Annotated in this window: 23 protein-coding genes and 2 pseudogenes; 8 read left to right on the top strand and 17 right to left on the bottom strand. The window is 60.2% G+C overall.

Translation table 11 applies throughout. The features are described from left to right. Positions 1-35: 35 nt before the first annotated feature. From sbmC to rclC, 5 genes are all read right to left on the bottom strand, one after another. Positions 36-503, bottom strand: a complete 468-nt coding sequence (gene sbmC, locus ACJ8HT_RS02570; RefSeq protein WP_197652587.1) for a DNA gyrase inhibitor SbmC — start codon at positions 501-503, stop codon at positions 36-38. 23 nt (positions 504-526) lie between these two features. Next, on the bottom strand, positions 527-1,369 hold the full coding sequence (gene kynA, locus ACJ8HT_RS02565; protein ID WP_197652586.1) for a tryptophan 2,3-dioxygenase: 843 nt from the start codon (positions 1,367-1,369) through the stop codon (positions 527-529). 147 nt (positions 1,370-1,516) lie between these two features. Further along, the gene (gene rclA, locus ACJ8HT_RS02560) at positions 1,517-2,854 is read right to left on the bottom strand and encodes a reactive chlorine resistance oxidoreductase RclA (RefSeq protein ID WP_197652585.1); all 1,338 of its coding nucleotides are present in this window, start codon (positions 2,852-2,854) and stop codon (positions 1,517-1,519) included. Between the two features lie 37 nt (positions 2,855-2,891). Next, a complete protein-coding gene (locus ACJ8HT_RS02555; RefSeq protein WP_080435880.1) occupies positions 2,892-3,308 on the bottom strand; it encodes a DUF302 domain-containing protein in 417 nt (138 codons plus the stop codon). A gap of 35 nt (positions 3,309-3,343) precedes the next feature. Further along, a complete protein-coding gene (rclC, locus tag ACJ8HT_RS02550; RefSeq protein WP_148981444.1) occupies positions 3,344-3,916 on the bottom strand; it encodes a reactive chlorine resistance membrane protein RclC in 573 nt (190 codons plus the stop codon). Positions 3,917-4,053: 137 nt separating this feature from the next. Here rclC and ACJ8HT_RS02545 point away from each other — a divergent pair, with 137 nt between their 5' ends. The 6 genes from ACJ8HT_RS02545 (at position 4,054) to ACJ8HT_RS02520 (ending at position 10,104) form a co-directional block, all read left to right on the top strand. Beyond that, entirely contained in the window at positions 4,054-4,929 is an 876-nt protein-coding gene (locus ACJ8HT_RS02545; protein ID WP_060439696.1) for a cupin domain-containing protein, read from the top strand. Positions 4,930-5,088: 159 nt separating this feature from the next. Beyond that, positions 5,089-6,126: a LacI family DNA-binding transcriptional regulator gene (locus ACJ8HT_RS02540; protein WP_197652584.1), complete on the top strand. Its 1,038-nt coding sequence runs from the start codon at positions 5,089-5,091 to the stop codon at positions 6,124-6,126. A 271-nt stretch (positions 6,127-6,397) separates the two neighbouring features. Further along, positions 6,398-7,633, top strand: coding sequence for an MFS transporter (locus tag ACJ8HT_RS02535; RefSeq protein WP_170310536.1), 1,236 nt, complete (start codon positions 6,398-6,400; stop codon positions 7,631-7,633). A gap of 21 nt (positions 7,634-7,654) precedes the next feature. Continuing rightward, positions 7,655-8,416 carry an SDR family NAD(P)-dependent oxidoreductase gene (locus ACJ8HT_RS02530; RefSeq protein WP_197652583.1) on the top strand — a complete coding sequence of 254 codons (762 nt, stop codon included), beginning with the start codon at positions 7,655-7,657 and terminating at the stop codon, positions 8,414-8,416. 49 nt (positions 8,417-8,465) lie between these two features. After that, the gene (locus tag ACJ8HT_RS02525; RefSeq protein ID WP_197652582.1) at positions 8,466-8,882 is read left to right on the top strand and encodes an RbsD/FucU family protein; all 417 of its coding nucleotides are present in this window, start codon (positions 8,466-8,468) and stop codon (positions 8,880-8,882) included. A 139-nt stretch (positions 8,883-9,021) separates the two neighbouring features. Further along, positions 9,022-10,104 (top strand): transketolase-like TK C-terminal-containing protein, encoded by a 1,083-nt coding sequence (locus ACJ8HT_RS02520; RefSeq protein ID WP_197652581.1) that lies wholly within the window; start codon positions 9,022-9,024, stop codon positions 10,102-10,104. Here the strand turns inward: ACJ8HT_RS02520 and ACJ8HT_RS02515 are convergent, their stop codons facing one another. Continuing rightward, a complete protein-coding gene (locus ACJ8HT_RS02515; protein ID WP_195873502.1) occupies positions 10,105-10,542 on the bottom strand; it encodes a MarR family winged helix-turn-helix transcriptional regulator in 438 nt (145 codons plus the stop codon). Between the two features lie 154 nt (positions 10,543-10,696). Here ACJ8HT_RS02515 and aceE point away from each other — a divergent pair, with 154 nt between their 5' ends. Continuing rightward, the gene (gene aceE, locus ACJ8HT_RS02510) at positions 10,697-13,372 is read left to right on the top strand and encodes a pyruvate dehydrogenase (acetyl-transferring), homodimeric type (protein WP_197652579.1); all 2,676 of its coding nucleotides are present in this window, start codon (positions 10,697-10,699) and stop codon (positions 13,370-13,372) included. Between the two features lie 27 nt (positions 13,373-13,399). On the opposite strand, the gene umuC is transcribed toward aceE, so the two are convergent. The 11 genes and pseudogenes from umuC to ACJ8HT_RS02455 form a co-directional block, all read right to left on the bottom strand. Further along, the gene (gene umuC, locus ACJ8HT_RS02505; protein WP_197652576.1) at positions 13,400-14,716 is read right to left on the bottom strand and encodes a translesion error-prone DNA polymerase V subunit UmuC; all 1,317 of its coding nucleotides are present in this window, start codon (positions 14,714-14,716) and stop codon (positions 13,400-13,402) included. 180 nt (positions 14,717-14,896) lie between these two features. After that, entirely contained in the window at positions 14,897-15,607 is a 711-nt protein-coding gene (locus ACJ8HT_RS02500) for an energy transducer TonB (protein WP_172906269.1), read from the bottom strand. Between the two features lie 271 nt (positions 15,608-15,878). Further along, complete coding sequence (locus ACJ8HT_RS02495) at positions 15,879-16,796, bottom strand: FecR domain-containing protein (protein ID WP_197652574.1); 918 nt, start codon at positions 16,794-16,796, stop codon at positions 15,879-15,881. Between the two features lie 17 nt (positions 16,797-16,813). Continuing rightward, positions 16,814-17,326 carry a sigma-70 family RNA polymerase sigma factor gene (locus ACJ8HT_RS02490; protein ID WP_047571520.1) on the bottom strand — a complete coding sequence of 171 codons (513 nt, stop codon included), beginning with the start codon at positions 17,324-17,326 and terminating at the stop codon, positions 16,814-16,816. A 167-nt stretch (positions 17,327-17,493) separates the two neighbouring features. Continuing rightward, positions 17,494-20,031, bottom strand: a complete 2,538-nt coding sequence (locus ACJ8HT_RS02485; protein ID WP_376787974.1) for a TonB-dependent receptor — start codon at positions 20,029-20,031, stop codon at positions 17,494-17,496. A 95-nt stretch (positions 20,032-20,126) separates the two neighbouring features. Next, a complete protein-coding gene (umuD, locus tag ACJ8HT_RS02480; protein ID WP_060451656.1) occupies positions 20,127-20,561 on the bottom strand; it encodes a translesion error-prone DNA polymerase V autoproteolytic subunit in 435 nt (144 codons plus the stop codon). Positions 20,562-20,749: 188 nt separating this feature from the next. Then, positions 20,750-20,929 (bottom strand): annotated as a pseudogene (locus tag ACJ8HT_RS02475) (SOS response-associated peptidase family protein); the annotation flags it as partial. Positions 20,930-21,231: 302 nt separating this feature from the next. Continuing rightward, the gene (locus ACJ8HT_RS02470) at positions 21,232-21,603 is read right to left on the bottom strand and encodes a hypothetical protein (protein ID WP_197652572.1); all 372 of its coding nucleotides are present in this window, start codon (positions 21,601-21,603) and stop codon (positions 21,232-21,234) included. 75 nt (positions 21,604-21,678) lie between these two features. Further along, a complete protein-coding gene (locus ACJ8HT_RS02465) occupies positions 21,679-21,816 on the bottom strand; it encodes a helix-turn-helix domain-containing protein (RefSeq protein ID WP_275430439.1) in 138 nt (45 codons plus the stop codon). Next, a pseudogene (locus ACJ8HT_RS02460) lies at positions 21,802-21,957 on the bottom strand (DNA polymerase V); the annotation flags it as partial. The pseudogene ACJ8HT_RS02460 and the gene ACJ8HT_RS02465, both read right to left, overlap by 15 nt. A 274-nt stretch (positions 21,958-22,231) precedes the next feature. Continuing rightward, positions 22,232-23,182: an alpha/beta hydrolase gene (locus tag ACJ8HT_RS02455; protein ID WP_197652570.1), complete on the bottom strand. Its 951-nt coding sequence runs from the start codon at positions 23,180-23,182 to the stop codon at positions 22,232-22,234. A 95-nt stretch (positions 23,183-23,277) separates the two neighbouring features. On the opposite strand from ACJ8HT_RS02455, the gene ACJ8HT_RS02450 reads away from it, so the two are divergent. Beyond that, on the top strand, positions 23,278-23,895 hold the full coding sequence (locus ACJ8HT_RS02450; RefSeq protein ID WP_080432919.1) for a TetR/AcrR family transcriptional regulator: 618 nt from the start codon (positions 23,278-23,280) through the stop codon (positions 23,893-23,895). Positions 23,896-23,991: the final 96 nt, after the last annotated feature.

Below are 23,991 nucleotides of genomic sequence, written 5' to 3'. Positions count from 1 at the left end.
GAGCCTTTTGATATGCTACCGCGCCGTTAGCCCCCTCACCACTTCTTCACCGTCTGGTAAATATCGAGGTCGAAATAGCCGTCGGCTTCGCAGTCGTTGAGATAGTGTTCGTAGCTCACCCCCTCAACCGGCTGGTAGCCGCTGGCCGGCAGCAGCCTCTGATAGAACTCGCCCCACACCCGCTCGAAATCGCCATCGCTGATGCGCACGTGGTAGACCGCATACTGCCCGGCGGGCAGCGTCTGCACGGTCACGCCCTCGCTGCCTGCCGGCAGCGCGAAATCGTCCGCCACGCTTATCACTACGTCGGCACGCAGCTTTTCCGGCGCCACTTCCGCCGGATCGTCCCAATACAGTACCAGCCATTTGCCGAACGGCACGCCGTGGCGCTGCCGCCATGCCAGCAGTTGCTGCGAGCCCTGCGGGATCGTCTGCGGATACGGCCCCACGACTCTGCCCCCCACCACCTTCTCCGCCGCCTTATCGATAATCCTCACGCTCATTGCCCTTACCCTCTCTCGTTATTTCAGGCGCCGATTTCGGTGCGCACGTCCAGCAGCTCGGGGAAAAAGGTCAGGTCCAACGCCTTTTTCAGGAAGCTGACGCCGCTGGAACCGCCGGTGCCCGACTTAAAGCCGATGATCCGCTCCACCGTTTTCATATGGCGGAAGCGCCACAGGTGGAAGCTCTCTTCGATATCCACCAGCTTCTCCGCCATTTCATAGGCTTCCCAGTAGGTTTGCGGGTTGTCGTAGATCACTTTGAACGCCGGCAGCAGATCCGGGTTGCGCTGGTAGGGCTGCGTCCAGTCGCGCTCGAGGCACTCCTGCGGGATCGGCAGGCCGTGGCGCGCCAGGTACAGCAAGTATTCGTCGTACAGGCTCGGCGCTTCGAGGATCGCCTTCAGCGCCGCGTGTTTTTCCGCATCGCTGCTGAACACCGTCAGCATCGCCGCATTCTTGTTGCCGAGCAGGAACTCGATCGAGCGGTATTGATGCGACTGGAAGCCCGACGAGCTGCCCAGCACGTCGCGAAACTCGACGTATTCCGACGGCGTCAGCGTTTCCAGCACCGCCCACTGTTCGAACAGCAGCCGTTGGATCTGTTTGACGCGCGCAAGGATTTTGAAGCAGTGGCTGAGTTTGTCCTGCTGCACCAGCCGCACCGCCGCTTGCAGCTCGTGCAGCATCAGCTTCATCCACAGTTCGGAGGTTTGGTGCTGTATCACGAACAGCATTTCGTCATGATGCGGCGGGTTGGAGAGCGGGTGCTGGCAGTCCAGCAGCGAGTCCAGGCACAGGTAGTCGCCGTAGCTCATGCGTTTGGAAAAATCGGTGACAATCGCGCTTTCTAATTCCCGTTTGTTCATCTGTGATCTCCGTTGCGCCCAGCGCCCCATCGGCCTGGAACGTGCCGCAAAGAGAAAACAATAGTACAGAACCCGCCGCCCCGAAGGGCGATAAACGAGAGGTGCTTCGCAGATCTCACTCATCTGCGCCGCCCCTCTCGCCCCGCTTTACCCTATCAGCCCAAACAGATCGTTGAGCGACTCGCTCATGGTCGGATGGGTGAACAGCTGATCGCGTAGCCGGGTATAGGGCAGCTCGGCGTCCATCGCCGTTTTGACGATGTTGATCATCTCGTGGGCATCGCGGCACAGCAGCGCCACGCCGAGGATCTGGCCGGTCTGCGCATCGACCACCGCCTTCAGCAGGCCGCGCGTGTCGCCCAGCACGCGGGCGCGCGGAAGCGCCGCCGCCGGCAGCGTGGCGACCTTAATGTCGCGCCCCTGCTGCCGAGCCTGATTTTCGCTGAGGCCAATGCGCGAGAAGCTGGGTGTGATGAACACCGAGTAAGGCACTGCGCCGCGATCGGCCGTGCTGCGTTTACCCGCGCCGAACAGGCTGTCGCGCACAATGCGGAAATCGTCCAGCGAGATATAGGTAAACTGCGGCCCGCCGTTGACGTCCCCCAGCGCCCAGATGTGCGGCACGCTGCTGCGCAGCTGCGCGTCTACCCGTACGGCGCCGCGTTCATCCGTCTCAACGCCGGCGCGCGCCAGCTGCAAACCGGCGGTGTTCGGCACGCGCCCGGCCGCCACCAGCAGCGCATCGAACGGCTGCACGCCGCCCTGATGCACCACCTCAACGCCCCCTTCCACATCGCGCACCTGCTTCACGCCGGCGTTAAACGTGAAGCTGACCCCGGCGTCGCTCAGGATTTGCTGTATCGCCTGCGCCATATCGCGGTCTTCCCGGCCGAGCAACGCGTTCGCCTCTTCGAATACCGTCACGGCGCTACCGAACTGCGCGAACATCGAAGCGAACTCCAGCCCGATATAACCACCGCCGATAATACCCAAGCGCGCGGGCCGCTGCGTCAACTGCAGCAGGCCGGTGCTGTCGTAACTCCGCTGCGAACGATCCAACCCGTCGATCGCCGGCCAGCGGCTGACGGCCCCGGTGTTGATGAAGATGCGCTCGCCGCTCAGCACCTGCGTTCCCGCCGCACCCTGCACACTGATGCGGTGCGGATCGATAAACTCCGCCCGTCCGTCGATCACCGAGACCTGTTCAAGCCCCGCCAGGTTTTGGTAGTTTTTCTCCCGCAGCAGGCCCGTCACCTGCCGCTTGCGCGCCATCGCCTGGCTGAACGCCTGTTCGCCCGGCCCGTGAAGCTCGGCATCGTGCACCAGCGTTTTGGTCGGGATGCAGCCGATGTTGATGCAGGTGCCGCCATACATCTGCGCCGACGCCTCCACCATCGCCACGCGCCATCCCTGCCCGGCCAGAAAGGCCGCCAGCGTTTTGCCGGCCTTGCCAAAACCGATGATAATCGCCTGATAATCGTACATTGTGTCGCCTCGTCTCGTGATGTTCATCGCCGGTCAATCAGCGTATTGCGGCCTCAACTAACCGCTCCAGCGGCCTCAGCGCCGCGATCTGTCGTTCGTCGGCCCCGGCGCTCCGCTTCAGACTTTCCGCCGGGTGGTAGCTGACCTGCGTTTTGCCCCGTTCATCTTGCGCAATCAGCACCCTGAACGGCAGATCCAGCGCCAACGCCGGCCGCGCCAGCATCAGCGGCGTGCCCGCCAGCGGGTTGCCCAGCACCAGCACCGTGGTGGGCGGCATCGTCAGATGATGCTCACGCGCCGCCCTGGCGTGATCGAACTCGGCAAACAGCGTCACGCCCTTCTGCTCGGCCGTGCTGATAATGCGCTGACGCGTTTCCTGATAAGCGTAGGCGCTCTCTACCGTTCGGGTTTCTTGCCCCATCGTCCCCTCCGCCACTGCAGAACAGGCCAGCATCATCAGGCTGCCGGCCACGGCCCGGTTCATGACGCTCATGCGACCTTCCCCCGCCACTGTTTCTCGAGCAAGCTGCGCGCCGAATCCGCCATGATCATCACCGCGCCCGCCAGCATCAGCGTGTCCTTCAGCACCAGGCGCCCGGCGCCGGAGAGATAAGGGAAGCCGTGATGCGCATCGCCCAGCGCGGGCACCCAGGCCTCCGGAGTGGTGATCAAAAAGGTCAGCGTCACCAGCGGCGTGCAAAAGGAGAGCATGCCGCCCAGCAGCCCCAGCCATTTGGAGAACGGGTTGGCCAGCACCAGCAGCGCAATCGCCACCTCCACCACGCCCAGGCCGTTGGAGAAGCCATAGGTATTGTTGGCCTGCTGCCAGGCGCGAGCATCGAGGTTCAGTTCGCCTTCGTGCGTCAGGTGCGCCTGATAGTCCTGCGGCATGTCATAGAAAAACGACATCAGCGGGCTGTTGGCGACGAACGGCGTGATGCTGTCCGCTTCGTAAGGAATGAATTTGAGCAAGCCAATCCATAAGAAGACGATGGCGATGCTGAGGCGAATCAGCGTTAATCCCAGCTTGTCGCCCTTGCTCAGAAAGAATAGTATTTTCATTACCGGCTCCATGTCATTGATAACTCATGCATCGCAGCGGCGCCCTCCGCATCGCTGCACTATCGAACCGATCTTAGTGCTTCGCATTACGCCGGCCCATTGCCGAAACAATCAGCTTCTTAGCCAGGAGTCTCAAAATGGATCCGCTCAGCCAACTGTTGATGCTTAACGACATGCGCGGTTACGTGGCGCGCGATTGCCATTTCAGCGGCGAGTGGCGCTCGCCGCATGCCGCCGGGGAGTGGAGTCAGATCCGCTGGCACATGGTGCTGGCGGGCAGCTGTCGGCTGGAGATCCCCGGCGGCCGCCCGGTACCGCTGGAGCAAGGCAGCCTGCTGTTCTTGCCGCACAACTCCGCCCACCGCCTGCTGCCGGAGGGGGCCGACAGCGCCACGCACCTGCTGTGCGGCGTGCAAATCTTGCCGCACAGCGCATCGCCGCTGCTGGCAAGCCTGCCGGAATGTTTGCTGTTCAACAGCCGTCAACAGGGGCAGCTGGCGCTGCTGCAGGCGACCGGCCAGCTGCTGAGCGATGAGTTCAGCCAACAGGGCCAGGGGCACAACGCTATTGTCAGCCAGACCATGGCGCTGCTGTTCGCGCTGGCGATCCGCGCCTGGCTGGCCCAGCCGAATCAGAGCGGCAATCTGGTCGCCGCGTTGCTGCATCCGCAGTTGGGCAACGTGGTTGAACAGATGCTGCGCCGCCCGCAACACCCCTGGACGCTGGTGGAACTGAGCGAACGGGCCCATATGTCGCGCGCCAACTTCGCCCGCGTCTTTCGTCAGGTCACGCAGCAAACGCCGCTGCAGGCCCTCACCGCCATCCGCATGCAGCTGGCGGCCCGGCTGCTGGCGCGCCAGGCGTTGCCGCTGAGCCGTATCGCCGAACAGGCCGGCTACTCGTCGGAGGTGGCGCTGCATAAAGCCTTCACCCGCCACTTCGGCCTGACGCCGGGAAAATTCCGCCAGCAGGCCGCCGAGACACCGCCGGACATGTGCCCCATCTCGGCATAACCTCCCGCCCCGCCGTACTGTTTAGTAAACAACGTGGCCGCCGCCTGACGATTCTCACAAATGCGCGATCCCATGCGCGCGGCGCCCCGGTTGCGGCTTGCCTGCGGCCGGCTTCCCTTATAGATTGCAGGCTAACGGCAGGCAGCAAGGTATCGGCAAATGGCAAATATTCGTGATGTCGCACGGTTGGCCGGCGTGTCCATCAGCAGCGTGTCGAACCTGCTGAATAACCGCAGCCACCAGATGAGCGCGCAGACCCGTGAGCGCATCGAACAAGCGATGGCGACCCTGGGATACCGGCCGGCCCGGGCGGCGGCGGTGCCCGCACCGCAGGCTAAGATCATCGGCCTGCTGCTGCCGTCGATCGTCAACCCGAGCTTTTCGGCGCTGGCGCATGCGATCGACGGTGCGGCGCGGGCTCATCGCTACCGCGTCTTGCTCGGCAACGCCTACCGCCAGGAGCAGGAAGAGGCCGCGTTTATCGACGATATGTTCCTGCATGGTGTACGCGGCATCATCGTGGCGGCGAGCGACATTCGCCAAACTCATTTTGTCCGGGCCGCCGAGCGGGGCATGAAGATCGTCAGCTACGACAATCCGTTCCCCGAACGGGCGGCCATCGATACCCCGCTGTTCGACAGCGTGTCGATGGACAATGTCGCCGCCGGGCGCCTGGCCGCGCAGCACCTGCTCGAACGCGGTTGCCGACACATCGTGTTCGCCACCGAAGCGACGCTGACCGTCGGGCGCAGCCACAAGATCGACGGTTTTCTGAGTGCGCTGGGGCACAGCCTGAGCGAACGCCAACGGGTGATCGAAGGCAAAGCCAACAGCGCCTACGGCGACACGGAAATGTTTGAATTGGGGCTGACGCTGGCGCCGCGCGTGCTCGCGCTGACGCCGCGCCCGGACGGTATCGTGGCGATTAACGATGCACTGGGCATCGGGCTGATGGTGGGATTACGCACCGCCGGCGTCCAGGTGCCCGCAGACATCTCGGTGATCGGCATCGATAATATCGCGTTGGCCGGCCTGGCCGAACCGGGGCTGACGTCCGTCAGGCCGCCGCTGGCGGAGATGGCGCAGCTGATGGTCGAGCGCCTGATCGGCCGCATCAATAATGATTCGCAACCGCCCGGCGAGTTTCTCTTCCCGCCGACGGTCATCAGCCGGCGCTCGGTCAAAGCCGCCGACTAAATGAAATAACTACGTCTTCCCCAGACGATACGCAGCGGCATCGTCCGGATCGGTATCAGCCAAAAACAAAGGAAAAGGCCGTCGCGCTTAAGGGATGCCCGCGCCTCAATGAATCAGCGTCGTGCCGTTATTTAACGTTCAGCTCAGGGTAATGAGCCGGGCTTCTATTATTCCGATTAACCACATTGGAAATATCAAAATGAAAATAAGCAAGCCGCAGGATATTGAACGCAGCGCTATCAGGAAATTGACGCTGCATATTGTCCCCCTCATGATTTTATTGTATTTCCTGGCCTTTCTCGATCGCAATAACATGGCCTACGCCGCCAAAGCGCTGGAAGATAACCTGGGCCTGACCGCCTCGGCCTTCGGCTTCGCCTCCGGGATTTTCTTTATCGGGTATTTTCTGTTTGAAATACCCAGCAACGCCGGCACCATTAAATTCGGCCCGCGCATCTGGTTCGCCAGAATATTAATTTCCTGGGGCATCTTCGCGACCCTGCTCGGCTTTGTACGCACGCCGCTGGAGCTGTATATCTGCCGTTTTATGCTGGGCGTGTGCGAAGCCGGATTCTTTCCCTCGGTGGTCTATTACTTCACGGTGTTCTTCCCGGAAAAATACCGCACCAAAATTCTCGGCATGTTCATCATCGTCCAGCCGCTGTCCAACGCCGTCGGCTCGCCGATTTCCGGCTTTATTCTCAATATTCAGCATGATTGGTTCGGGTTCGCTCCCTGGCAGCTGCTGTTTATCCTCGAAGGGCTGCCGCCGATCGTCATCGGCCTGCTGATCCCGTTCCTGATCAAGAACTCGCCCAAGGACGTCGGCTATCTGAACGTGGAGGAAAAGGCCTGGCTGATGAGCAACGCCGGCCGCTCCAAATCCGGCTCTAAAATCACGCTGGGCGACTTCCTGAAAGGGATTAAAAACAAGAAATACCTGCTCTACGCGCTGCTCAACTTCGGCATGGTGTGCGGCATTTATGGCTTCGGCACCTGGCTGCCGTCGATCATTACCGCCCTTTCCGGCAGCGATATCTTCCGCGTCAGCCTGCTGGCGCTCATTCCTTACGGCCTGGCCGCGCTGCTGGTGTACCCGTGGAGCCTGTGGGCCAGCAAAACCAAAAAGCTTGGCGTGTTCGCCGGCCTCAGCATGGTGGTCGCCGCTATCGGCCTGATGGGGGCGGTGACATTTTTTAAATACGATCCGCTCGTCGCGCTGTCGTTCCTGTGCATCGCCGCCATCGGCATCTACACCGCCGTACCACCGTTTTTATCCATGCCCGCCAACATTTCCACCGGCGCGGCCGCGGCCGCCGGGCTGGCGGTGGTCAGCTGCATCGGCAATATCGGCGGCTTCGTCGCGCCTTATGCGGTGGGCGTATTGAACGATCTGACCGGCAGTAGCGCGCCGGGGCTGTTTTTCCTGGCCTCGTGCCTGCTGGCCACCGGGTTGATCTGCATTTTCTACTGCGCGAAACAGCGTGAAGGCGTCATCAATGCTTAACGAACCAATAAGGAGTCAATCATGGGCGATCTTGCGGGCAAAAAGGTCTTTATCACTGGGGCGGAACAGGGCATCGGCCGCGCCACCGCAGAGCGGCTGATCAAGGCCGGTTGCGACATCTATTTTCACTATCACAGCGACGAAAGCGGCCCCAAGGCGCTGGTGGCGCTGGCCCATTCATTGGGGCAAAAGGCCGCTTACGGCTACGCCGATCTCATCGATACCGACGAAACGCTACGCTGCGTCTCGGCCGGCGCCGAGTTTCTCGGCGGCATCGACATTCTGGTCAATAACGTCGGCGGCATCGTCGGGCGCAAATGGCTGGGCGAGATCGACCGCGCCTTCTGGCAAACCGTAATCGACGTGAACATGACCACCATGCTGAACGTGACCCAGAGCGCGCTGCCGTTCCTGAAGGCGGCAAACGGCGCCAGCATCGTCAACCTGGCCTCGCAGGCTGGCCGCGCCGGCGGGCACTCCGGCTCGCTGGTCTATTCCGCCACCAAGGGTGCGGTGCTCACCTGGACGCGCTCGCTGGCAGCGGAGCTGGGCGAATACGGCATCCGGGTGAACGCGGTGGCGCCCGGCCTGATCCTCGGCACCCGCTTCCATAATCGCCACACCACCCAAGAATCGGCGGAGGAAACCGTCCGCGCCATCCCGCTGGGCCGCGCAGGCACGCCGGACGACGTGGCGCGCGCCATCGCCTTCCTGGCGGGGGAATACGACGGCTTCATTTCGGGTGCCACCCTCGACATCAACGGCGGCATCTACCGCATGTAGTTCAACCGCGGGCGGCACAGTTGCCGCCCTTTCATTCAGGAATCGCTTTATGATCAAATCCGCCATCACCCACCCGCCGCTGCTCGCCGCGCTGGCGCAATGCGGGCATAAAACTCAGGTGCTGATCGCCGACGGCAACTACGCCTGCGTGACGCACGCGCCGAAAGACGCCACCGTGGTCTATCTGAACCTGGCGCCCGGCACGCTCGCCGCCCCGCCGATCCTGGAAAAACTGCTGGCCTGCATCAACGTGGAAAGCGCCACGCTGATGGCCTGCCCATCGGACTTCACCAACACCATCGAAGCCGAATACCGACAGCTGCTACCGGCGCATTGCCCGGTAGAGCACCTGCCGCGTGAGGATTTTTATGCGGCGGTCAAATCGGATCGGACGCTGCTGGTGATCGCCTCCGGCGAACAGCGCCGCTTCGCCAACCTGCTGCTGACGGTGGCGCCGGTGGTGTGAAAGACACGAGGGGGATGCATTCCCCCATATACATCATCACCTCACACTGACGGCGCTCCTTACCCAAAGAAACCCATTGGCATACGCATGGAATTGCAATTACAATCATTGCAATTGCAACTTAAAAAGAGAACTGTGTATGTCGCCAGAACGTATAACAATGCCCGTCGCCGCAGCCGGTACCCTAACGCTGGCCGAGGCCTGTATCCGCAGGATGGCCACCGCTTACCAGCAAACCGGCGCCGCGTATCCCTCTTCCGAGGCCTGGACGGCGCAAGCCCTGGGCGAACTTAACGCCAGCGGCGACATCTGGCTTATCGACGGCAGAAGGCGCGCCGAGCCGCCGAGCTCCCGCTACGCCACGGCCTGGCCACTCTGGTTTGGCCATCAATCAGAGCGTTATGAGAAGCCGCTATTTTACTTCGTCAACACGCCCTCGGTGGACATGCTGCGCGGGCTTGAGCCGGAAACCAATCGCAAGGGGATTTTCATCAGCGATGCGGATACCGGCAGTGCCGATTTGCCGAAAGGCGTGCAGGCCTGGTTCCCACTTCAGCTCACGGCCATGCCGGACTGGTTGCCTTTCGATCCGGCCAATGCCCGGGAAACCGGCGCGATACTCCATCACGCCCTGCGCGCGCTCTATCTGGAGGGAGCGAGGAAGATGGTTTACCTTGCAACCAACGAAGACAATGGCACCTTCTCTTCAGAGGAACCGTTTGTCGCAGAACAGGCGTTCAAGGGAATGTATCGCGTTGCCACCGCCGCGGATTCGCCGTTGCAGGTTCGTCTGTGCGGCGCCGGCCGAGCGCTCGCCCGCGTTCAGCAGGCGGCCGAGGTGTTGAAAAACTGGGGGATTGCGTCTGAAATCTGGAGCTGCCCCAGCTACACGCGGTTGGCGCAGGACGCCGAACTCGCCGACATGCGGCGCCAGGACAGCGGCGGCGAATGCCATCTGAAAACGTGCCTGGGCACCGGGAATGTCCCCGTCGTCGCCGTCACCGACTACTCGCACCTGGTTGCCAACCAGCTCAGGCGATTCATTCCCGCGCGCTTTGCCGCGGTGGGCTCAGATTCACGGGTGCGCAGCGAAATCCACTACCCGCAGGCGGAATGGATTGCGCTCTGTGCCCTCAAACTGCTGGCCGACGAGCAGAAAATCCCTTCGGCGCTGATCGCCGATGCGCTGCGCGTTCTGCACATCACCACGCCCGATGCCTGATCACTCTCTGGCCAGCTGCATCGCATTGTCCAACGCGTCGGAGAAGCGTGCGATCTCTTCTTCGCTGAACTGGTTGAGAAAGTGGGTTTTGACCACCGTGCGGTAGATCTCCCACATCTTTTTCCGCAGGGCCTTGCCTTCCTCGGTGATGGTGGCGAAGGAGGCCCGACGATCGTCATCCGATCGAAAACGCGTGACCAGCCGCTCTTTTTCCAGGCGATCCATCAGGCGGGTCAGGTTGTAACGCTCAATCACCAACACGTCCGCCAGCTCATGCATGCGGCGCGTGCCGTTTTCCCCGCTTTCCAATCCCCATAACACGTCATACCAGGCGTAAACCGGCAGCCCCGCTTCCGACAACTTCGTCTCTATCTTTCTGATAATCGCCCGATGCGCGCGCACAAAGGAGAACCACAGGTCGGGTTGTTTATCTGTCATGTCATTTTTCTCGTCAAAACCGGTGAGTTGCAATTGCAATTGTAAAGGGATAGAGTGGCTTTCGCTATTGTTGCATTTGCAATTCTTGCATTTGCAATTCACTAAATTCCTGTATCGCTAAGCGCCTTATCAGGTAAGTACATTTGGAGCTTTTATGAACCAACCCGCGGTAAAAGCAGATCTTGACCCACAAGAGACGGCTGAATGGCTTGAGGCATTTGAAGGTGTCACCGACATCGACGGCCGTGAACGCGCGCATTTTTTGTTGGAAAGAATGGCCGAAGCCGATCAGCGAAAGCACGGTGATTTCTTCAGCATGGTCACCACGCCCTACGTGAATACGATCCCAGCCTATAAGCAACCGACGTATCCCGGCGATCTGGCCGCTGAAGCGCGCATCAATGCATTTATTCGCTGGAACGCCATGGCGATGGTGCTGCGCGCCGGCAAACACTCCAACGTCGGCGGACATATCGCCACCTACCAGTCGGCCGCGGTGCTTTACGATGTGGGGTTCACGCACTTCTTCCGCGGGCGCACCGATGATTTCGCCGGCGACATGGTGTATATCCAGGGCCATTCCGCCCCCGGCATTTATGGCCGCGCCTATCTCGAAGGCCGCATCGACGAGGAGCAGCTCGACAACTTTCGCCGCGAATCCACACGCCGCGGCCTCTCCTCCTACCCGCACCCGCGGCTAATGCCAGATTTCTGGCAATATCCCACCGTGTCGATGGGGCTGGGGCCGCTGACCGCCGCCTACCAGGCGCGCTACATGCGCTATCTGGAATACCGCGAACTGAAACCGCACCAGGGGAGAAAGGTGTGGGCGTTTCTCGGCGACGGCGAGATGGATCAACCGGAATCGCTGGCGGCGATTGCGCTGGGCGGGCGAGAAAAACTCGATAACCTGATCTTCGTCGTGAACTGCAATCTGCAGCGGCTGGATGGCCCCGTGCGCGGCAACGGCAAGATCATTCAGGAGCTGGAAGGCACTTTCAAAGCCGCCGGCTGGCAGGTGATCAAGGTGATCTGGGGCAGCGGCTGGGACAAACTGCTGCAAAAAGACCGCTCCGGGCTGCTGATGCAGCGCATGATGGAGTGCGTCGACGGCGATTACCAAACCTTCAAGTCGCAAAGCGGCGCCTATGTGCGGGAGCATTTCTTCGGCAAGTACCCGGCATTGCTCGAGCTGGTCGCCGACCTGAGCGACGAGGAGATCTGGGCGCTGCACCGCGGCGGCCACGATCCGCAAAAGGTGTACGCCGCCTACCATCAGGCGATGCATACCACGGGCAGGCCGACGGTGGTGCTGGCCAAGACCGTCAAAGGGTTTGGCATGGGGGAAGCCGGTGAAGGGCAGAACATCAACCACCAGCTGAAAAAAATGAGCCAGGATGCGGTGAAAGCCTTCCGCGACCGTTTAGGGCTGACAATCTCCGACGCCCAACTGGCAGAGATCCCTTACCTGAAGCCCGAGCCCGACAGCGCGGCGGCGAAGTACATCACCGCGACGCGCACCGCGCTGGGCGGCTACATCCCTGCCCGCTTCGGCCAAACCGCCCCGCTGGCGATACCGGAGCTATCGCGCTTCGACGGCCTCCTGAAGGGCAGCGGCGAACGTAACATGTCGACCACCATGGCCTTCGTTAATATCCTCGGCACGCTGCTCAAAGACGCCAACATCGGCAAACTGATCGTGCCCATCGTGCCGGACGAGTCGCGCACGTTCGGTATGGAAGGCCTGTTCCGCCAAATTGGCATCCACTCCTGGCTCGGTCAGCTGTATACCCCGCAAGACGCCGGGCAGCTCAGCTACTACAAAGAGGCTAAAGACGGCCAGATTTTGCAGGAAGGCATCAACGAATCCGGCGCGATATCGACCTGGATCGCCGCCGGCACCGCCTACAGCAACCACGATGTCGCGACGATCCCGTTCTATATCTTCTACTCCATGTTCGGGCTGCAGCGGGTGGGCGATCTCGCCTGGGCGGCGGCCGACGCGCGCACCAAGGGCTTCCTGCTCGGCGCCACCTCCGGCAGAACCACTCTGATGGGCGAAGGCTTGCAGCATGACGACGGCCACAGCCACGTGCTGTCTTCCGTCATTCCCAGCTGCGTCTCCTACGATCCGACCTACGCCTATGAACTCGCGGCGATCGTCCAGAGCGGCATGCGCAGGATGTTCGTTGAACAAGAGGATATTTACTACTACATCACCTTGCTTAACGAGAGCTATCCGCAGCCGCCGATGCCGGCGGGCGTGGAGGATGGGATTATCCAGGGGGCATATTTGCTCAAGCAGAGCGAAACGGCAAACCAAGAGAGCCCGCGCGCTCAGCTGGTCGCCAGCGGCGCCATCATGCGCGAGGCACTGGCGGCGGCGGAGCTGTTGGCGGCGGACTTTGGCGTCGCCAGCGATATCTGGAGCGCCACCAGCCTGAGCGAGCTGCGCCGCAACGGCATGGCGGCCGAACGCTGGAACCTGCTGCATCCGGAAGATCCGCCGAAAGTTCCTTATATCCAGAGCCTGCTGGCGACGCACCCCGGCCCGGTGGTTGTGGTGACGGACTATATGAAGATCGTCGGCGATCAGATCAAGCCGTTCTTGCCCGACCGTCCCTTTATCGCCTTGGGCACCGACGGCTTTGGCCGATCGGACACCCGCGAGGCGCTGCGTGAGTTCTTCGAGGTCAACCGCCATTTCATCGCGCTCGCCGCGTTGAAACTGCTGGCTGACGAAGGCCGTATCGCCCGCAGCGAGGTCAACCGCGCCATGGTGCTGTATGGCATCGCCCCCGATAAGCCGGATCCGGCGGCGGTGAAGTAACACGCAGCCTACCCGCGCCGCCGGTTGTCACCCGCGGCGTTTTTCCTCTTTCGGCTCGGCGGTGCGCGGCGCCCGTTCCCCCAGCCGCACCACCGGGATATCCGCCAACCGGGTGGTGTAGGCCGGCGACAGCATGTCGCGCTTCATTTGCCACGGCTTGACGATCCCCTGCCCGGCGAACCACACCCGCCCGCGCCCTTCCTGATTCAGGCGATCGAGGGTCGCCATCAGCCGCTCGCTGTTGCGGCGCGGCGGGCAGTCGTCGAACAGATCGATCTGCGCCATGGCGGCGGCGCTGAAATCCCCCAGCACCACGCCGCCCTTCAGGTAACGCCGCCCTTCCTGCCAGATGCTTTCCAGCGCACGCACCGCCATGGCAATGATGTCGCGGCTGTCGTTGCTCGGCGTTTGCAGCCGGGCGGTGCCCATATTGCTGTAATACCCCTCGCCCGCCGAATGCGGGCTGGTTTTGATAAACACCGACACGTTGCGGCAGTAGCGCTTTTCCTGCCGCAGCTTTTCGGCGGCGCGTTCGGCGTAGCTGCAGATCGCCTCGCGCATGTGCGGGTAATGCGTCAACCGCTGGCCGAACGAGCGGGAGCAGATGATCTGCTCTTTGGCGGCCGCCTCATCTTCCCACCGCAGGCACGATTCGCCGCGCAGCTCGCGTATCGTGCGCTCCAGCACCACGCTGAAGGTTTTACGCGCCAGCCGGGTATCGCAGTCCGCCAGCTGCAGCGCGGTGTGAATGCCCATCGCCTGTAGCTGGCGAGTCAGGCGGCGGCCCACGCCCCACACCTCTTCCACCGGGAGCAACGCCAGCAGTTTGCGCTGACGCGCCGGATCGGATAGATCCACCACGCCGCCGGTGCCGCGCCATTTCTTGGCGGCGAAGTTGGCCAGCTTGGCCAACGTTTTGCTCGGCGCAATGCCGACCCCGACCGTCAAATGCAGCTCGCGCCGGATGCGATCGCGCACCCGCTGGCCGAACGGCTCCAGCGCTTCGCAATGCGCCACGCCGTCCAGCCGCAGAAAGGCTTCGTCCAGCGAGTAGATCTCCACCGCCGGCGCCATCTCTTCCAGCGTGTCCATCACCCGGCGGGACATGTCGGCGTACAGCGCGTAGTTGGAGGAGAACACCGCGACGTTGCGGCGGCGCATCTCCTCTTTGATTTTGAAATAAGGCGCGCCCATTGGCACGCCCAGCGCCTTCGCCTCAGTGCTGCGGGCGATCACGCAGCCGTCGTTATTGGACAGCACGATTACCGGCCGCCCGCGCAGATCGGGCCGAAAGATGGTCTCGCAGGAGGCATAGAAGCTATTGACGTCTACCAGGGCGAACATGGTTGCCGACCTTTCATCGTCAGTGGGTTGTTATTCATAACGGCACCAAATTACTGTTCATAAATACAGTATTTGTATTTTTCTGGCGACGATCAAGTAGAAACCACCCCATCGCTACTATCCGTTTGATGTGCTTTGGCTTTTAACTCAGCCTCCGTTTACCTGGAGCCGAGTTTTTCATTAACGGCGAACTTCACGCAGATCGAAACGAATCGGAATGGTCACGCTGAATTCCGCCTGCCCCGCTGCGATCTCGTTGCCAGGTGCGGGCAGTGGAGAAGCGCGCTGCGGTAACTGAAGCGCCTCCCGGTCGAGCGAAGCAACCCCACTCGATCGCAATAGCTTCACGCCCAGCACGTTCCCCTGTCGATCCAACGTCACGGCAACCTGAACAATACCCTGGCGCTGCTGGCGTACCGCCAGAGCCGGGTAGCGTTTGAAACGGCTCAAATGCGCCAACAGCAGGCCGCTCCAGACCGAGGCATCCTGACTCGGCTGCGACGCCACGCTGGTTTGCGGCGCGGCAACACGTTTTCCATCCAGAGACGGCGGCGCGCTGGTGCTTGATGCTATTGAGCTTGCAGACGCTATTTTTTCCTGTTCCTCCTGCCTTGGGCGCGGCGGTTCCGTTTTCGGTCTGATGGGATCGTTCCGTTGTCCTTTAGCCTTGCTCTGCCGCTCCGTCGCACGCGGCGCATGAATCAGCGGAGGCATCGCCGCCTCCGGTTCCCGATTGGCCTGCCGTTGCGCCACCGCCTGCACCTGGCGCACGCCGGTCGGCATCGGCTCTGCGTTGGGGGTCGATTCCGCCTGCTCGGCAACCATCATCAACACCATCGGTTGCGCCGCGGGCAGCAACGGTGGCACCAGGTGATAACCAAGGCCAAGCAACAACGCACCATGCAGACCCAACGCCAACACATTGGCGGTAGCCCAGCGCAATCGCCCGCCTGTAGGCGGTAAAGATAAATCGGCAGGTAATACGTTGTGATTCAACATGGAAAACGATACTCAGGTTAAGCGTGAAACCGACCAACGTACGCAACGGTCACGACGGTCGAGGCATGTCAGAAAAGTCGTTTAGGCACGCGGTACCGGGCAGGAAACGAGAAAAAAACAGGCCAATCCAGAAGGAAAAATACAAATAGCAGAGTAAAAAACTTTAGGATACGGTGATGAAGTATTTTGACAGCATATTTACCCTAACCGGCAGCGCACCGGGCAGAGCCGCAATGACGCGCTCGGGGTCAGCCAGCGGGAACGCGCCGGAGAGCCGCAGGCCGGCGACCTCCGGCCGGCAGCGAATAACGCCCTGACGATAGCGCCCCAGCTCCATCAGGAAGTCGTCCAGCCGCATGTTATCGGCCAACAGCATGCCTTGCCGCCAACCGGGCTCTTGCGTCACGCGATACGGTTCGCCAATGCCTTGCCGGCTTAATCTGCCGCCCTGACCGGCGTTGAGCACCGCGTTCCGATGCGCCGGCGACAGGATCGTGACTCGGCCAAGATAAACGGCGATATCACTGAAGGTTTCCCACAGGCGAACGCTGAAGCGAGCAGCCTGCGCCACGATCTCGCCCTGCGGCAGCCTCACCGTCAACGCGCCGCTTTCCGGCGGCAGATTCACCATCATTTCGCCTTCCAGCAATGCGGCCTGCTGACGGCTGACGTTGACCGCCGTTTGCGTGTTCAGCATCAACTGCGCGCCATCCGCCAACGCGACGGTTTGCTGCTCCCCCACCGCCGTGCGGTAATCCGCCAGCCAGGGGCGCCATGGCAGCGCGCCAGAACCGATGCCAACCGTCCCCACCACGCCGATGGCCGCCAGGCTTCTCAGCAACCGACGGCGCTGTGGGTTTGGCAACTGCGACAGACTACGCTGCGCCGCCGCCCCGTTAAGCAGAGAAAAACGGGATGAAAACGCGGCGATATGCCGCCAGGCGCGTTCATTTTCCGGTTTCGCCTGATACCAACGCCGCCAGTTTTCCCTATCCGCGTCGCTTGCCTCTTCCGACATCAGCTGGGTTAACCAGGCGGCGGCCTCACGCGCGCTCTGCCGATCGATATCCGATTCCATCATGGGCTCCGCACTTGCCGTTACGCCGCCAATGCAAAGAAACAGTGCAAATTGGCACGCTGCAGATATTGTTTCACCGAGCTGCTCGACACCCGCAAACGTTCAGCGATGTCGCAATAGCGCATGCCCTGCAGGTGCGCCAACAGGAAGGCCTCACGGACGTGCGCCGGCAATCCGTCCAACGCCTGATCCAACTGTTCGAGCATTTCGAGGGTTTGTTGACGGACTTCCGGCGAGGGTGCCTCGATCGCCGGCAGCTCGCTCAAGGCCTGCAGATAGCTCTCTTCGATTGTTTTACGTCGGTAATAATTCGCCACCAGCCGGCGCGCCACGGTCGCCAGGAAGGGGCGTGGTTGCCGAATGGCAAGCAACTGCGGGCTCAGTAAAATACTGATGAACGTATCCTGCGCCAGGTCTTCGGCGTGATGCGCGCACCCGACCTTCTGTCTCAGCCAATGGCATAGCCAACTGTGGTGCTCAAGGTAAAGCTGTTGAGCAAACCCGTTGGCTGCCGCGGCCTCTTTCCTTGCCATTCGGTGACACCAGTTGATAATGAGATTGAAAATGATAATTATTATTATTTTAAAATTGTAACTTCTGTGTCAAGCGATTGCTGATGATTTATAAACGGCGAAAAAGTAGGGAAATACGGGAGAGAAAACGTGAAAAGGGGCCGAAATGGCCCCTGTCAGCAGGATATTCAGAAACGTTGGCTAACGCTAAACTTGATGTTGCGCCCTACGCCGGACACCGATTCGCCCAGGTAAGGGTAATAATCGCGGTTGAACAGGTTGTCCACCGCGACGCGAGCTTCGAAGCCCTGTAAACCGCTGGGCTGCCACGAGGCGAACAGGCCGTGCAATGCATAACCCGACGTTTTCGGCAGCGCCCAGACAACGGCCATCGGATCGCCGTCGGCCGGTGAACGATCCTGTTTACGCACAAAATCGCCGGTCCAGCCGAAGGCCATGTCCCACTGCGGCACTTTCATGCCCAGCATCGCGTGTGCCGTAACGGGTGGGATTTCGGCAATCCAGGTTTCGTTGCCCCACGGATCGCGCGGTGAAGCGTCGCGTTTGCCGCGAATCGAGGAGAACGACAGGCTGCCGAACAGGCTTTCGCTGTCATAAAACGATTCGAGCTCCACGCCCTCAATGGTATAGCCCGGCAAGTTGCGATAGTTCGACAACGGTTGCCCACATTGGCCCCCGTGCCGTGCGGCATCGCACAACACGCCACGACGATAGAAAATCTCGTCCTTGCCGCGATTGCGGAACAGCGTAGTGCGGATCTGCAGGCTGTCTCGCGCCATCAACACATCGTTGAAGTCCAGCACCGCGCCGAGACGAACGCCCGTCATGCGTTCCACCTGCAGGCCGCGGCTGGTACCGGGCACGCTGGATGCGGCGGATTGCACTTCGTACTGTTCGTCGATCACCGGTGCGCGCCAGGTGCGGCTGACGTCGGCAAACAGGGACAGATTCGACGTCGCTTTCCACATCACGCCCAAATGCGGCGACCAGCCGGTATAGGTCACGCTGCTGTAATCATGGCCCGCGCTCGGATCGCTGTCGTTATAGCGCGGTGCCCGGTTCGGTTGCCCGGTATTGGTCACGTGATCGTAACGCACGCCCGGCGTCACGGTCAGGCTGCCGAAGCTGACCGCATCCTGCAGATAAACGCTGCGGGTTTCCTGTTCGCCCGCCGGCATGTAGTACGGCTGGAAATAACCGTAGTTGTAACTGGCGTTTTTCACCTGCGGGGGGTAATACATCAGGGTATCGCGCTGATGTTTATGCCAACGTGCGCCGAGCAACAGCTTGTGATCCAGCGGCCCGCTGGCGAAACGGCTTTCATTGCTGACGTCAAACTGCCGATCGGTATAGTTCACCCAGCTTTCATTGCCCAGCGTACCGAGATAGCTGAACTTTGAAGCGGAATCCGGCCGCTTGTCATGCTGCTCTGTCTTCGAATAGGCGTAAGACAGCGTCAGATTCAGCAACGGCTGCGCTTCCGGCGCCAGATTCCATTTCACCGAGTAATTGGTGTCTGTCTGGTCGCGATACACCAGAATGCGGCGCCACGCTTCTTCCCGGCCATATTTATCGATATCCGCCTGGCTGGGCGCGGCGATATCGTCCCGCTTGGCGGCAAAAGGCTGCCAGCCATCGGAATCGGAGCGCATCGCCGACAGCGTCAGCGTTTGCGCCTCGCTCAGATAAATATTGGTTTTTAACAGATAGGAAGCCTGATCGTTGGCGGAATAGGCAAAGCGCGTGCCGTCCGGCCGCTTCAGGTTGCCGCCGTCACGCTTGCTCATGTAGATCAAACCGTCGGCAAATCCTTCCGGCGTACGGCCGTACAACGCGCCGCTGTAAATGCCCTGGCGATCGTTGGTGTGGTAGCTGTACTTCAGCAAGCCGCCAAAATCTTCGCCCGGCAGCAGCATATCCCCGGTATCTTTGGTCTCCAGCGTAATGGTCCCGCCAAAGCCGCCATTGCCGTTCAACAGATTGTGCGGCCCCTTATCGACCTCAACCTTTTTCAGCAGTTCGGGTTCGATGAATACCGAACCCTGCCGATATTTCTCAAATCCCTTCGGCGCGCCGTCCAGCACCACCTTCACATCTTCCATGTCGCCCATGCCCCAGATATTCAGGCTTTGGCCGCCCGGGCGCGGCGATCCCGCCATCCCTACGCCGGGCAAGCGATCAAGCAAACTGGCGATGTTATCGGCCTGTACGCGTTCGATGTCTTCTTTATCCAGTACCGAACGGCCGGCGGCGACGCTGTCGGACAAACCGCCGACCACCGACAGTTCCGGTATCGTCAACGGCTGAACCGGCCCGGCGTCGACCAACCGATATCCCTGTGCGGTTTGCTGAGCGCGCAATCCGCTGCCCGCCAACAGCGTATTGAACGCGTCGGTGAGGCGATAATGTCCCTGCAGGCCCGCGGTGCTTTTTCCACGCGTCTGTTCGGGCGTGAAAATCACTATCACGCCGGCCTTAGCGGCCGCCGTCTGCAAGGCGGGCGCCAGATCACCGGCGGGAATGGCGAAGGAAAGGATAGCGGGCTGTTCAACCGCCGAGGGTGGTGCCGACGCACCGGGCGCCGCCATCGCGGAGGTGAGCATGCCCGATAGTGCGCATCCTATCCCGATAGCGACGCGTTTCCCGGTCATGCGTTTGGCTGATGTGAACGTACGCCCTGCGCCGTTCTTGTTTTTTATGGCCATGAAGGATTCCCCTGAGTGTATTGAACTGGAAACTCAGTAGAGAGGTCACGCCAACGAAAAGATCGGGCAGAAAAAAATGAAAAAAAGGACCGAAGTCACCGCGCCGCGTAGACGATAAAGGTCACCACGCCGAAGATCTCCAGCTGCGCCTCATCGTCGAACACGATCGGCGCGTAGGCGGGATTCATCGGCAACAGCCGCACGTCGGGGTGGCGTTGCAGCTTTTTGACGGTGAATTCCCCGTCCACCGCGGCGATCACGATATTGCCGTGCTCCGGCGTCAGGGCGCTGTCGACGATCAGCAGATCGCCATCCTGGATATTGCCGTCGATCATCGACTCGCCGCTGGCGCGCACGAAATAGGTGGCGTTGGGGTGCCGTACCAGCAGCTTGCCGATATCCAGCCTGCTCTCGACATAGTCCTGCGCCGGGGAAGGAAAGCCGCAGGCCACGCGATCGGCAAACAGCGGTAACGTCAGGGGTTCACCTGGTAAAAAAGCATACAACCTTGAATTGCTCAGCATAATCATAACCAAACTGTATATTTATACAGTTAATCATAAACAAAACGCGAACGCGTGCAACCCCCTATCCCCCTGCGGATCGCGCTTTCCCGCGTAATATAATAATTTTCTGAGTGATTTTTCCTGCAGCTTTTGGCGTTCTTCGCGTGTGTTTACACACATGACACCCACCAAAACTGTGGATAATGCGGCACTCAGACCGTTGGCGTATCGATGGGCAGGATGAATGAGGGATTGTCATTGCGAACGGCGCCGACGGCGGGCGATACCGGTTGCCAGACGAAATCCTCTGCCTGCAGGCTGTACACGTCAGCCTGCATTTGACCAGAGGGCGGGACTAAGCGGGTGTCGAGCCAGTCGCGCGCGGCCGTCGGTCTCTGCTGCGTACAGCGCCGCAAAGAACAGCGGCAGGCCTTGCCTCACGGGAGGAACGGCGGATGGCCTTACAAAATGACGCCAATAAAATTGCGACTGGCAATGGCATCAATGGGACGGCCAGAGACGAAAGTCAGTACGTTATGCCAGGAGCTTGGGATAACCCGACAAACGCTGTACCGCCACATTTCCCTTGATGGTCCACTGCGAGCTGACGGTATAAAGCTGCTCAACCGGGGATAATTTTAGCGGACGGAAAAATCTGGAGTTCCGGCGTAGAACCCCGAATAAGGAATAATCCTTAATTCATTTCAGGATTATTAATTCCATCTAAAACCTCTCGGCAATATTCTTTTTTATAGGCTTCATCATTACTTAATGACTTAACCAAAAAATCAGCATTTTTCCAACCATTATCCCAATGCGTATCGAATCCTGACTGTTCATACTTTAATGTTCTAGTTAATGAGTCTTTTATTTGTTTTTTATATTTATCAATTTTCTCATTGGTTGCCCCACAAACATCATGTGCAACACGAGCATTTGAGCCAGAAAAACCTATTGCTGAAATTGCCATCGCTTCGTTTGATTTGTCGAAATCATTCGCATATGCCACAGCATTAGATAAAGCGAATATGGCAAGAGCAGGTATGGTTTTTTTGTATGAAATCATCTTTTACCTCTAACTCATTGATTGTTAATGGGGTCAGTTTGGATATCGAAAATTATTGTACATTAAGGCTGCTTTTTAATCAGTCTCAACTTCTTTATAGAAGGCCTGAATGCGACAAACTTGGGAAGTACTGTAGCCTGTCGCGTCTGCTGTTTCTCGGATGCTCAGTTTCTTAATCTGTCGGTAGTGCCTGATCCACCCTGCACGCTCCATCTCGCCGCTGGCGCGCACGAAGTAGGTGGCGTTGGGGTGCCGCACCAGCAGCTTGCCGATATCCAGCCTGCTCTCGACATAGTCCTGCACCGGGGAAGGAAAGCCGCAGGCCACGCGATCGGCAAACAGCGGTAACGTCAGGGGTCACCTGGTGAAAAAGCATACAACCTTGAATTGCTCAGCATAATCACAACCAAACTGTATATTTATACAGTTATACATAAACAAAATGCGAACGCGTGCAACCCCCTATCCCCCTGCTGATCGCGCTTTCCCGCGTAATATAATAATTTTCTGAGCGATTTTTTTTTACGCCTGCTAAGCGTTTCACCGCCCATTGCACACACGTTATCCACCAAAACTGTGGATAACCTGGCGGGGCCACGGCGGCGCCTTCGGAGGATGCGCTATCGCCCTACTGCGCCGCTGCGGCGATGCAAAAACGGTATACCGCTTCAACCATCTGATCGAGGCCCGGTTGCTCGAGGGGATAATGTCCGGCGTTCTCGAGCATCACGGTGCTCACCGGTACCCGCCGAACGCGGCGGAGGAACAGTTCGCTCAGGTGCAACGGCGTCCAGCGATCCTGCGCCGGCTGCGTCAGCAGGATCGGGCAAACGTCGAAATCTTCCGGCTCAATGGCAGGCGCGTACGCCGCGTACGAGGCTAAAAAGCGCATCGTCACCCAGGCCCCCGCCGACGTGTCGTCCGCCAGACATGCCTTAAGCGCCGCCTTGTCATTGACCAGCGCATGCATCTTGCTCGCCAATGCCATCGGCATCGCCATCCCGGCCAGCGGCGTAGCGGCCACCAGCCGCGCCAGAGGAATGCCCAGGCGGCTCATCATTCGATTCAACGCCGTCTCGTCGCGCACCTGTTGTTCACGCTGATCGAGAAACGTCATGCCGACAATGCCTTTCACCTGCCGGTTCAGCGCTGCCACATGATAGGTCTCCATCCCACCGGCGCTCAGGCCGTACAGCACAATGGGGCGCGCATCCCTCGCCCGTTCCGCGTCGATCAGATCGCTGCCAATCTGCACCCAGTCGTCGTAGCGCACGCGCCGCCGTTGTCCGCCTGTCTGCGTCATGCCATATCCCGGCATGTCTACGGCGATCGTCTCTATTCCCCGGTGCGCCAGCGGCGCCCCCAGGATGGTCGACATCTGCCGGCCGTTGGTACCGACGCCATGAAACAGGATCACCTTCACCGGCGCCTCGGGGCGGCGGTAGCAATCGAGATGGATGCGATACTGCCGCCAGGACCACCACGTCTCTGTCGGTTCTTCCCCCGGCTGCAGCCGGAAGCTTTCCGGCAGGAATCGCTGAATGTCCTGCCAGTGAGATTGATTGGCGTAATTACCCATACGAAACCTCTCGTGATACTTGGTTGCCGGGATGAAAATCCGTATAATCCAACAAATGTCGGATTAATAAAATCCAACTTATGTCGGAAAAAGCGATGCCGCAAGTAAAAAAAAATGCGCGCGTGCCGGTTCAGGAACGCGCGGCGGCGCGCATGGCCAAAGTGCTGAGCGCCGCCGAACAGATGCTCGCCACCCTCGGGCCGGAAAAAACCTCCATTCCCGCCCTGGCGGAAGCGGCCGAAGTGCCGCGCGCCGCGATTTACCCGTTCTTCCCGGACAAGTACGCGCTGTTTTCGCATCTGGCTCAGACCCATATGGAGCAACTGACGCAGGCGCTGCGCGCGTCGGGGCTCGAGACCGCCGGCAGCTTGCAGGATTGGGTGGATGCCGCCGTGTTGGCCACGGCCCGCTACTACAATGCGCATCCGGCGGCGAGCGTCTTGCTGCTGCGCGGTGCGTTCGCCGAACCCGAAAACCAGGCCCACGCCGCCAAAAACCTGACGATCGGCGAGATGTTCCGGGCAAAAGTGCGAGACCTGCCCGAACTCGAGACGCTGCCGTCGGAGCCCGACGTCGTTCTGATCGCCATAGAATTGGCGTTTGCCTGCATGAAATATGGTTACGCGCGGGAAGGCACCGTCTCTGCGGCCATTTGCCGCGAAGCGACGCGGGCGGTCATCGCCTATCTAGGCCAGTGGCGCACCGCGCCGTAAAGCAATGGCAGAGGTGCCCCGTTTCGCCCTGTTCAAGGGCGCCATCTATGATAAAATCCAGTATCACTCATCAGACTCTACTCTGACGCCGGCGCA

It is taken from the genome of Serratia sp. CY44782, from assembly GCF_052168715.1.
In the GTDB taxonomy this organism is placed as follows: Bacteria; Pseudomonadota; Gammaproteobacteria; order Enterobacterales; family Enterobacteriaceae; genus Serratia; species Serratia nevei.
This window is presented reverse-complemented; position numbering and strand designations above follow the sequence as displayed.

What these genes read in the sequence shown, in the direction of transcription:
- sbmC (WP_197652587.1), bottom strand. Translation starts at nt 503, where the DNA reads ATGAGCGTGAGGATTATCGATAAGGCGGCGGAGAAGGTGGTGGGGGGC.
- kynA (WP_197652586.1), bottom strand. Translation starts at nt 1,369, where the DNA reads ATGAACAAACGGGAATTAGAAAGCGCGATTGTCACCGATTTTTCCAAA.
- rclA (WP_197652585.1), bottom strand. Translation starts at nt 2,854, where the DNA reads ATGTACGATTATCAGGCGATTATCATCGGTTTTGGCAAGGCCGGCAAA.
- ACJ8HT_RS02555 (WP_080435880.1), bottom strand. Translation starts at nt 3,308, where the DNA reads ATGCTGGCCTGTTCTGCAGTGGCGGAGGGGACGATGGGGCAAGAAACC.
- rclC (WP_148981444.1), bottom strand. Translation starts at nt 3,916, where the DNA reads ATGAAAATACTATTCTTTCTGAGCAAGGGCGACAAGCTGGGATTAACG.
- ACJ8HT_RS02545 (WP_060439696.1), top strand. Translation starts at nt 4,054, where the DNA reads ATGGATCCGCTCAGCCAACTGTTGATGCTTAACGACATGCGCGGTTAC.
- ACJ8HT_RS02540 (WP_197652584.1), top strand. Translation starts at nt 5,089, where the DNA reads ATGGCAAATATTCGTGATGTCGCACGGTTGGCCGGCGTGTCCATCAGC.
- ACJ8HT_RS02535 (WP_170310536.1), top strand. Translation starts at nt 6,398, where the DNA reads ATGATTTTATTGTATTTCCTGGCCTTTCTCGATCGCAATAACATGGCC.
- ACJ8HT_RS02530 (WP_197652583.1), top strand. Translation starts at nt 7,655, where the DNA reads ATGGGCGATCTTGCGGGCAAAAAGGTCTTTATCACTGGGGCGGAACAG.
- ACJ8HT_RS02525 (WP_197652582.1), top strand. Translation starts at nt 8,466, where the DNA reads ATGATCAAATCCGCCATCACCCACCCGCCGCTGCTCGCCGCGCTGGCG.
- ACJ8HT_RS02520 (WP_197652581.1), top strand. Translation starts at nt 9,022, where the DNA reads ATGTCGCCAGAACGTATAACAATGCCCGTCGCCGCAGCCGGTACCCTA.
- ACJ8HT_RS02515 (WP_195873502.1), bottom strand. Translation starts at nt 10,542, where the DNA reads ATGACAGATAAACAACCCGACCTGTGGTTCTCCTTTGTGCGCGCGCAT.
- aceE (WP_197652579.1), top strand. Translation starts at nt 10,697, where the DNA reads ATGAACCAACCCGCGGTAAAAGCAGATCTTGACCCACAAGAGACGGCT.
- umuC (WP_197652576.1), bottom strand. Translation starts at nt 14,716, where the DNA reads ATGTTCGCCCTGGTAGACGTCAATAGCTTCTATGCCTCCTGCGAGACC.
- ACJ8HT_RS02495 (WP_197652574.1), bottom strand. Translation starts at nt 16,796, where the DNA reads ATGATGGAATCGGATATCGATCGGCAGAGCGCGCGTGAGGCCGCCGCC.
- ACJ8HT_RS02490 (WP_047571520.1), bottom strand. Translation starts at nt 17,326, where the DNA reads ATGGCAAGGAAAGAGGCCGCGGCAGCCAACGGGTTTGCTCAACAGCTT.
- ACJ8HT_RS02485 (WP_376787974.1), bottom strand. Translation starts at nt 20,031, where the DNA reads ATGGCCATAAAAAACAAGAACGGCGCAGGGCGTACGTTCACATCAGCC.
- umuD (WP_060451656.1), bottom strand. Translation starts at nt 20,561, where the DNA reads ATGATTATGCTGAGCAATTCAAGGTTGTATGCTTTTTTACCAGGTGAA.
- ACJ8HT_RS02470 (WP_197652572.1), bottom strand. Translation starts at nt 21,603, where the DNA reads ATGATTTCATACAAAAAAACCATACCTGCTCTTGCCATATTCGCTTTA.
- ACJ8HT_RS02465 (WP_275430439.1), bottom strand. Translation starts at nt 21,816, where the DNA reads ATGGAGCGTGCAGGGTGGATCAGGCACTACCGACAGATTAAGAAACTG.
- ACJ8HT_RS02455 (WP_197652570.1), bottom strand. Translation starts at nt 23,182, where the DNA reads ATGGGTAATTACGCCAATCAATCTCACTGGCAGGACATTCAGCGATTC.
- ACJ8HT_RS02450 (WP_080432919.1), top strand. Translation starts at nt 23,278, where the DNA reads ATGCCGCAAGTAAAAAAAAATGCGCGCGTGCCGGTTCAGGAACGCGCG.